This window comes from Kitasatospora sp. NPDC093806 (assembly GCF_040683335.1).
Lineage (GTDB): Bacteria > Actinomycetota > Actinomycetes > Streptomycetales > Streptomycetaceae > Kitasatospora.
In genome coordinates, this window is sequence record NZ_JBFBDO010000077.1 from 33,126 (window position 1) to 41,804 (window position 8,679).

Genomic DNA, 8,679 nt, shown 5'->3' on the forward strand with positions numbered 1-8,679 from the left:
TTGTCGCCACGGACAAGAGCCGCCGCCCCGCTGCTGGCCGCCGCACCATGGCTTCCCGTCGCCGCCGTTGGCACGGTGGTGGGCGTGAGACCCGGGATCGGCCCCGAGCCCGCGGCCACCCACCACCGGAAGGACGGCGGACACCATGACCCAGCAGAACGGCGCCCGGCAATTCGGCGATTACCAGAACGAGATCTACTTCAACGGACTGTTCGGCATCCAGCCGACCATGCCGATGACCTTCTCCGACTTGGCGGCGAAGGCCGAGTCCGCGCTCCCGCCGTCCGTCTGGTCGTACGTCGCGGGCGGCGCCGGCGACGAGCACACCCAGCGCGCGAACGTCGCCGCGTTCGAGCACTGGGGCCTGGTGCCGCGGATGATGGTCGGCGCCACCGACCGCGACCTGTCGGTGGACCTGTTCGGGCTCAAGCTCCCGTCGCCGCTGTTCATGGCCCCGGTCGGGGTGATCGGCCTGTGCGCCCAGGACGGTCACGGCGACCTCGCGACCGCCCGCGCCGCCGCCGAGTCCGGTGTGCCGATGGTCGCTTCGACCCTGACCGTCGACCCGATGGAGGACGTGGCCGCCCAACTCGGCGACACGCCCGGCTTCTTCCAGCTCTACACCCCGACCGACCGGGCGCTCGCCGAGAGCCTGGTGCACCGCGCCGAGGCGGCCGGATTCAAGGGCATCGTGGTCACCCTGGACACCTGGATCACCGGCTGGCGCCCGCGCGACCTGTCCACCGCCAACTTCCCCCAGCTGCGCGGCCACGCCCTGGCCAACTACACCTCCGACCCGGTGTTCCGGGCCCGGCTGGCGAAGGCCCCCGAGGAGGACCTGCCGGCCGCCGTCCGCGAGTGGGTGCGGATCTTCGGCAACCCGCTGACCTGGGACGACCTCGCCTGGCTGCGGTCGATCACCGACCTGCCGCTGATCCTCAAGGGCATCTGCCACCCCGAGGACGTGCGCCGCGCCAAGGACGGCGGCGTGGACGGCGTCTACTGCTCCAACCACGGCGGCCGGCAGGCCAACGGCGGCCTGGCCGCCCTGGACGCCCTGCCCGGCGTGGTCGAGGCGGCGGACGGCCTGCCCGTCCTGTTCGACTCCGGCGTCCGCACCGGCGCCGACGTGATCAAGGCGCTGTCGCTGGGCGCCACCGCGGTCGGCGTCGGCCGCCCGTACGCCTTCGGCCTGGCGCTCGGCGGTGCCGACGGCATCGTGCACGTGCTGCGTTCGCTGCTCGCCGAGGCCGACCTGATCATGGCCGTCGACGGCTATCCGACCCTCGCCGACCTGCGCGCCGACGGAGCCCTGCGCCGGGTCTGACCTCCGACGCCTCCCCTGAACGCCGCTGCGCCCCCGATGACATGACGCGTCATCAGGGGCGTTGCGGTGTTCGGTGGTTCAGCCGGTGACGCGGTCGAGCCAGGCCGTCAGGTCGGCCGACACCTCGGCCCGGTTGGTCTCGTTCAGCAGTTCGTGCCGGGCGCCCGGGTAGATGCGGTAGGTGACGTCGGCGAGTCCGGCGTTCCGGTAGCGGTCGACGACGACGTCACTGAAGACTAGCCCGCCGTTGACCGGATCCTGGTCGCCGACGAACACGTAGACCGGCAGCCTGGTCGGCACCTCGCGCGGGTCGGCGAGCCGGCGGGCCTCGCAGGCGAGGTCGGCCAGCCCGGCCGCGTCGAGGCTGAAGCCGCAGAGCGGGTCGGCGAGGTAGCGGTCGACGGTGGCTTCGTCGCGGGTGAGCCAGTCGGCGGGCGTCCGGGCCGGCTGGAAGGCCTTGTTGAGCGCGCCGAGCAGGGCGGTGCCACTGCCCGCGACGGCCAGGTCCGGGAGCAGGTGGTCGACCGCGGCGGTGCCGCAGAGCGCCACCGCGTCCGCCAGACCGGGGTGGTCGAGGACGTGCTGCTGGGCGGCGAAGGAGCCCAGACTGTGGCCGAGCAGCACCAGCGGCAGGCCGGGGTGCCGTTCGCGGACCAGCCGGGAGAGTCGGGCGGTGTCCTCGACCAGCCGGTTCCAGCCGTCCGCGCCGAGGCAGCCCTTGCGGGAGTGCATGCTCAGCCCGTGCCCGCGGTGGTCGTTGGCGTAGACGGCGTAGCCAAGCGCGGTCAGCTCGGCGGCCAGGGCCTCGTAACGGCCGCCGTGTTCGCCCATGCCGTGGGCGATCTGGACGACGGCGCGCGGCGGGGCGGCGGCGGGCAGCCACTGGCGGACGTGGATCTCGATGCCGTCCGCGCTGGGGAAGGTGAACATCAACAGCTCCCGGGAGGGTGGTCGGCACGGCGCTCGCGGTGGTGCGCGGCGACGCCGGGCACCCGGGGGCGCGGGCCGGCCGAAGGGTCGGCGTTCACGCTAAGGCCGGGGGTGTTGTCGGGGGCGACAGTTTTCGTACGACCAGCCCTGTCCGGTGGTCCATCGCCGGGAGGGGATCGGCAGCGGCAGGATGGAAGCAGCTCAAACGGCAGCCCAGCTGCGGCTTCACCCGGGCGACGCGTGGTCCCGACCGCGTCCCGGCCCGGTTCTTCTTTGCTCCGCGCGACTTGTGCTGCCCCACGAAACACCGGCCGAGGGAGCCCGCGCGCCATGAAGAAGACCACCGCCGTCGAAAGCACCACCGAAAGCACCGCCGAAGGCACCACCGAAGGCACCACCCAAGCCGGTACGGAGGCCGTCACTCCGCCGGGCCGGGCCCGCAAGCGGCCCTGGGTGATCACCACGGTCGCCTCCGTCGTGGGCCTGCTCGCGGTGCTCTTCACCGTGCTGATGACCGTCCCGGTCCCGACCACCGCGACCGCCCTGCTCACCCTCGCCGTCGACGGCGCCCAGCTGCTCACGCTGGTCCTGCTCGTGTTCGGCGCGGGCCTCGCCCTGCTGGCCTGGCGCCGCCGGGCCCGGGCGGCCACCCTGATCGCGGCCTTCGGTGCGGCGCTGATGCTGTTCATGACCGCCGTCCCGGCCGTCGCCCACTGGCGCACCGCCGAGGCCCAGGGCGCCCAGCTGTCGCTCAACAGCTACCTGGGACGCGGCCTCTCGCTCGGGTCGGAGCGCCCGAAGGACGCCCAGACCCTGACGTACGCGACCGTCGGCGACACCGAGCTGAAGCTCGACTACCTCCCCGCCCACGGGAAGGCCGACGCCCACTCCGACGCCCACCCGGGCTCCCGTCCCGCCATGGTCTACGTCCACGGCGGCGGCTGGAAGATCGGCGGCCGCGAGGACGGTTACCCGTGGGGCAAGTGGTTCACCGACCACGGCTACGCCGTCTTCACCATCGACTACCGTCTGCTGCCGCACGCCGACTGGCAGACCGGCCCCGGCGACGTGAAGGCCGCCGTCGGCTACGTCCGGGACAACGCGGCCCGGTTCGGCGTCGACCCGTCCGACATCACGCTGTTCGGCGAGTCCGCCGGCGGCCACCTGGCGCTGATGGCCGGGTACACCGAGGGCGACCCGATGTTCCCGCCGACCAACCCGCACGCCGACACCTCGGTGCGCCGCGTCATCAACTTCTACGGCACCACCGACTTCGACGACGTCGTCGCCAACTCCACGGCGCCCGGCCTGATCCGGGACGCGACCCGCGAGTACGTCGGCGGCACCAAGGAGCAGCGCCCGGACGCCTGGTACGCCTCCTCGCCGGTGCACCACGTCCGACCCGGCCTGCCGGCCACGCTGAGCATGCACGGCGCCGACGACCGGCTGATCGCGCCGTCGCAGATGCGGCTGCTGGACCGGGCCCTGGCCGGCGCGGGCGTCCAGCACCGCAGCGTCGAACTACCCTGGGCCAGCCACCTGTTCGACCTCACCCGGGGCAACTTCGCCACCCAGATCGCGGCCGACGTGATCCAGCAGTTCGAGCAGCAGACCGCGCGCTGAGCAGCCCCCAGGACCGGCCCGGCGGCGGCGCCCCGATGCCACCGGGCCTACGGCGGCGGGCCCCCGACCCGGATCCGTCGGGTCGGGGGCCCACCGCCGTCTCGCGCCACGAGGCGGGGTTGGCCGGGGGCCGCCCGGGGCGTGCCGTCCGGGAAGGGCGTCAGCCCAGGGAGGCGGCGAAGTCCAGCAGCAGCTCGTTCACCGCGTCCGGCTCGTCGACGTGCGCGGCGTGACCGGCGCCGGGCACCACGGCCGCCCGGGCCAACGGGCTCAACGCGGCGGTGGCGCGGGCGTGTTCGGCGGGCCAGAACTGGCTCTGCTCGCCGGCCGCGATCAGGGCCGGGACGGTGATCCGGGCGACCACGTCACGCCAGTCCTGGCACGCGTGGTCGAACATCAGCGGAAAGGTCTCGGGGGCGATGTCCGGCACCGCGCCCTTGCCGCCGGCCGCGCGGATCTTCGCGTCGACGGCGGCCGGGTCCTGCCACGGGCGGCCGTGGCCGGTGTTCAGGAGGTGCTCCGGTTCGAGGAAGAAGGTGCCGAGGTTCTGCAGGGTGAGGCCGTAGAAGCCGTTGTCCCAGCCGGGCTTGTTGATCATGCACGGACTCTGGTCGACGGTGCCGATCCCGGCCAGCCGCTCGCAGCCGAACAGGCTCGCGTACGCCCAGATGTGGCTCGCGCCCATCGACTGGCCGACCAGCAGGACGTCGCGGAGGTCGAGGTGGGCGAGCAGCTCCTGGACGTCCTTGCCGCCGCGCGACATCCGCAGCCCGTACGGCGGACGGTCCGAACTCCCCGCCCAGCGGCGGTCCAGCGACACCACCCGGTACCCGGCCGCGCGGAGCTGGCCCCACTGCAGCGCCCAGTCGTCGGCGGGCTGCCCGTAGCCGGAGACCAGTACGACCGGCCGGCCCTCGCCCTCGTCGTAGTAGTGCAGCCCTACGTCATCGGTGGTGGTGAACCTCGGCACGGGTGACCTCCAGCAGCGGAACACGCGCGGGCGGAACGAGTAGAGCGGGCGGAGCGGGCTTGGCGGGTGGGGCAGGTGGAGCAGCGGGGCGGGCGGAGCGGACTGGCCTCGACCGTACGTCGCGGCCCGTCCGCCCTGCCCGCCCCGCTGCTCCGGGTGGGTGACGCGGGGGCTCGGGCCGACTTGGGAAGCACTATGTAGACCGGTCTGCATATTCCTGACATGTAGACCGGTCTACATATTCATGGTCGTTCTCTATAGACCGGTCTACATATTTCGTGGCTCGCAGCGGGGCCTGTCATGCGGAACAGGTTCCGGCGCCGCAGCGCTGTCCGGGCAACCATGGCCCGGGGGCGACCGCCGGAGGCAGGGTGGAAGGCGTTCCGGTCCACCCCGTTCCCAGAAAGGGTCCGCTGCGTCATGCCTCTTCACTTTCGCCGCCACCGCCGTCCCGGCCGCCCCGCCGAGACGGTGCCCCCGGCGGGGCGAGCGGGGTGGAGTGCGCGGGTCCCGTGGGACCGCACCGTGCGCAGCGCCGTGGCGATCACCGCCGGACTGGTCGGCGGACACCTCCTGGCCGGTCCGGCCGGGGTGCCGGTCGCCGTGGCGGGCGCGGTGTGCAGTGTCAACGGCGACCACAGCGGGCCGCTGCGCGAGCGGGCGGGCCGGTTCCTCGCGATCCTCCTCGGCGGTTCGGCGGGCCTGCTGCTCGGCAGCACGGCCCCGGGCCCCGGGTGGGGTCAGGTCGCCTGCATGGTCGCGGCAGGGCTGTTGGCGGGCCTGGTCGGCAGCGGCAGGGCCGCCCATCAGCTGTTCGGCCTGAAGTTCATGGTGCTGACCGCGATCGGCATGGGCCTGGGCGGCACGCTCCCGGCCGGGCGGAGCGTCGCCCTGTACGCGCTGGGCTGCCTGCCGATGGCGCTGCTGATCGCCATCGCCACCGTCCGCGCGCAGCGGACAGTACGGGCTCAGCGGGCGCAGGGGACGCACGGGGCTCGGCGGGCGCACCCGCTCCCCCGCCGGCCCGGCAGGCCCGCGCCGTCCTGGCCGCCCCGCTTCGACCCCTTGCGTGACCGCCGGCGCCGGTCCGCCGCCGTCCGCCTCGCGCTCTGCGTCGGACTGGCCGCCGCGCTCGCCCAGAGCCTCTCCCCCGAGCACGCGTTCTGGCTCCCGCTCACCGCCGCCCTCGCGTTCCGGCCCGCCGACCCGTCGGTCGCCCGTCGGGTCACCGACCGGATCCTCGGCACCGTCCTCGGCGTGCTCGCGGCCGCCGCACTGTCCCAACTCCTCGCCGGTCAGTGGGTGTTGCTGGCGGTTGCGGTGCTGGTCGGCGCCGCCTTCCCCGGCGCCACCGACCTCTCCTACGCGCTGCACACCGCACTCGCGAGCGTGATCGTCCTGGTGCTCGCCGTCCCCGGGCCGCCGTCCGACGGTGCGACGATCGCCGCCCGCCTCGTCCACACCCTGCTGGCCTGCGCGATCGCCCTCGCCGTCGGCCTCCCCTGGCGCACCCCACGCCACCGGCTCACCTGAGCCCGGAGGCAGGGAGGTTCGCGAGCTCATCCGTCAACTCGACCTGGCCAACTTGGTGTTGGCCAGCTGGTCGATGGCAACGAGCCCGAACCTCGACGTCAGGACTCGGCCCCGGCCCGTCAGAGCGGCCGCCCTGATCACGGACCTCGCCGCCACACCCGCAGCAGGCCACCGTACGGCCGTCCCGGGTTGCCGGATCCGCCGGGGTGCCGTAGGCCCCCGCAGGGCGGACGGCCCCGCTGCGGCCGGGCATCGGACACGCCCCCGATATGACCAATGCGGCGCGGTCGCCCCTCCTCACCGGTGTGATTGATGCACTGATGTGCCGACTCACCCGTTTAAGGAGAGACATGCGTACTCGCACCGCCCTCGCCGCCGGCGCCCTCACCGTCCTCGCCCTGTTCGCCGGTGGTGGCACCGCCGTCGCCGGTGGCGCCACCGCCGAGGGCATCGCCGCCGGCTCCCCGGGCGTCCTGTCCGGGAACCAGATCCAGATCCCGGTCCACATCCCGATCAACATCTGCGGCAACTCGATCAACGTCCTCGGCGCACTCAACCCGGCCTTCGGCAACACCTGCGTCAACGCCTGAGCCCGGCACCGCTCACAGCAGGACCCGACGCGGGCCCGTCCACCGGGACGGGCCCGCGCCCACGTGCGAGCCGCCCGCCGACTGGCGACCGGCGCGCTCGAACCGAGCACGGCCGCCCGGCCCGACCCCCGTCGGAGCCGGACGGCCCGGCGCGGTCTACCGTCCCTGCTTCAGCCCCTGGTCGATCGCCGTGATCAGCTCGCCGTCGGGGGTGTCGCCGTCCAGCGACCAGATCATCGCGCCGCCGAGGCCCTCGCGGCGGACGTACGCGGCCTTGGTGCGCAGCACGGTCGGGTCGTCGTACGTCCACAGGGTGTTGCCGTCGAACAGCCAGGCGTGGCCGTTGCGCTGGCCCCGGTGGAGCTTGTACGTGCCGGAGTCGGCGAGCTTCTTGAGGTTCTTGTAGTCCTCGCTGCCCGCCGCCCAGGTCGCCGGGGCGGGACCGGCGGCGGGCTGCCCGAGACCGTCGCCGCCGCCCGTGACGCCGGTCCAGCCCTGGCCGTAGAACGGCATGCCGGTGACCAGCTTGCGCGCCGGGGCGCCGCGCCGCAGCCAGGCGTCGACGGTCTGGTCGACGCTGAAGTCCTTCTTCGCGTACAGCGCGGACTGCTGGGCGGTGGTCTTCTCGCCGGAGACGTGGAAGTCGTAGCCCTGGAGGTTGACGAAGTCGAAGTCCCGCATGATCTTGGCGACTTCGAAGCCCGCGTCGATCTTGGCGGGGGCGGTGGGCACGTACGCGCTCAGCTCGAAGTGCCTACGCTTCCCCGCCTTGTCGCCGTACGCGTCGAGCTGGGTGCGGAACTCATGGACGAGCGCGGTGAAGTTCTGCTTGTCCTCGGGGCGGATCACATTGCCGGGCGCGCCTTCCGAACCGGGCCACTCCCAGTCGAGGTCGATGCCGTCGAACACCCCGGCCGCCGCGCCCGCGCCGCCCCGGGCCCCGTCCGCCGGCAGGTTGCCCTTGAGGTAGAGGTCGATGCAGGAGGCGACCAGCGCCTTGCGTCCGGCGTCCGTCCGCACGGCGTCCGAGAAGTGCGCCGATCCGCTCCAACCGCCCAGCGAGATCATGACCTTGAGGCCCGGGTGCCGGGCCTTGAGCTTGCGCAGCTGGTTGAAGTTGCCGACCAGCGCCTGCTCCGCCGTGTCGGCGACCCCGTCCACCGACTCGGCCGCGCCGACCGGGCGGACGTAGTCGGCCCACGAGTCGGAGCCGGGGCCGCCCAGCTGGCATGTGCCGCTCGAACCGACGTTGCCGAAGGCGTAGTTGATGTGGCTGAGATTGTCGGCCGTCCCGCTGGTCTCCAGGTCCTTGACGTGGAAGTTCCGGGCATAGATGCCCCATTGGATGAAGTAGCCGACCCGCTTGTACGCGGCCTTCCCGTGCCGCCCGGAGTCGGCCGCCCCGTCGAGGTCCGCGGCCGCGGCCGGCGCCAGCGGGGCGAGCAGCCCCAACACGGCCGCCACGGCGGCACCGTAGGTCAACCTCGTCGTGAATCTGTGACGCATGAACGACATCACCCCTTGTGCGGTAGTGGCCGCACGATCGTGGGAATCGGAGGACGGCAGCAGGGAGACCACAACGCACCCCCGTACGGGGCGCGACGACTCTCCCCGCCCAGGTCTAGACCTGTCAACCGGTTCGGCAAAGTTTTCGCAAACCCGCGCCGAAACGAAGCCGCCGTGCCACCCGGAGCTCCTCCGGGTGG

At 73.1% G+C, this 8,679-nt stretch carries 7 protein-coding genes; 4 read left to right on the top strand and 3 right to left on the bottom strand.

Annotation, left to right across the window (positions count from 1 at the left end; genetic code table 11):
* Positions 1–145: 145 nt before the first annotated feature.
* Positions 146–1,327, top strand: a complete 1,182-nt coding sequence (locus AB0N76_RS28425) for a lactate 2-monooxygenase (RefSeq protein ID WP_363561801.1) — start codon at positions 146–148, stop codon at positions 1,325–1,327.
* Between the two features lie 78 nt (positions 1,328–1,405).
* On the opposite strand, the gene AB0N76_RS28430 is transcribed toward AB0N76_RS28425, so the two are convergent.
* Positions 1,406–2,257, bottom strand: coding sequence for an alpha/beta fold hydrolase (locus AB0N76_RS28430; RefSeq protein WP_363561803.1), 852 nt, complete (start codon positions 2,255–2,257; stop codon positions 1,406–1,408).
* Positions 2,258–2,587: 330 nt separating this feature from the next.
* Here AB0N76_RS28430 and AB0N76_RS28435 point away from each other — a divergent pair, with 330 nt between their 5' ends.
* Complete coding sequence (locus AB0N76_RS28435) at positions 2,588–3,880, top strand: alpha/beta hydrolase (RefSeq protein ID WP_363561805.1); 1,293 nt, start codon at positions 2,588–2,590, stop codon at positions 3,878–3,880.
* Positions 3,881–4,040: 160 nt separating this feature from the next.
* Here the strand turns inward: AB0N76_RS28435 and AB0N76_RS28440 are convergent, their stop codons facing one another.
* Entirely contained in the window at positions 4,041–4,850 is an 810-nt protein-coding gene (locus AB0N76_RS28440; protein WP_363561807.1) for an alpha/beta hydrolase, read from the bottom strand.
* A 525-nt stretch (positions 4,851–5,375) separates the two neighbouring features.
* Here AB0N76_RS28440 and AB0N76_RS28445 point away from each other — a divergent pair.
* Together AB0N76_RS28445 and AB0N76_RS28450 are read left to right on the top strand one after the other, a co-directional pair.
* The gene (locus AB0N76_RS28445; protein WP_363561809.1) at positions 5,376–6,383 is read left to right on the top strand and encodes an FUSC family protein; all 1,008 of its coding nucleotides are present in this window, start codon (positions 5,376–5,378) and stop codon (positions 6,381–6,383) included.
* 350 nt (positions 6,384–6,733) lie between these two features.
* Complete coding sequence (locus tag AB0N76_RS28450; protein WP_363561811.1) at positions 6,734–6,973, top strand: chaplin; 240 nt, start codon at positions 6,734–6,736, stop codon at positions 6,971–6,973.
* A 156-nt stretch (positions 6,974–7,129) separates the two neighbouring features.
* Here AB0N76_RS28450 and AB0N76_RS28455 read toward each other — a convergent pair whose 3' ends face one another.
* Positions 7,130–8,479: a glycoside hydrolase family 18 protein gene (locus AB0N76_RS28455; RefSeq protein WP_363561813.1), complete on the bottom strand. Its 1,350-nt coding sequence runs from the start codon at positions 8,477–8,479 to the stop codon at positions 7,130–7,132.
* Between the last annotated feature and the right edge of the window lie 200 nt (positions 8,480–8,679).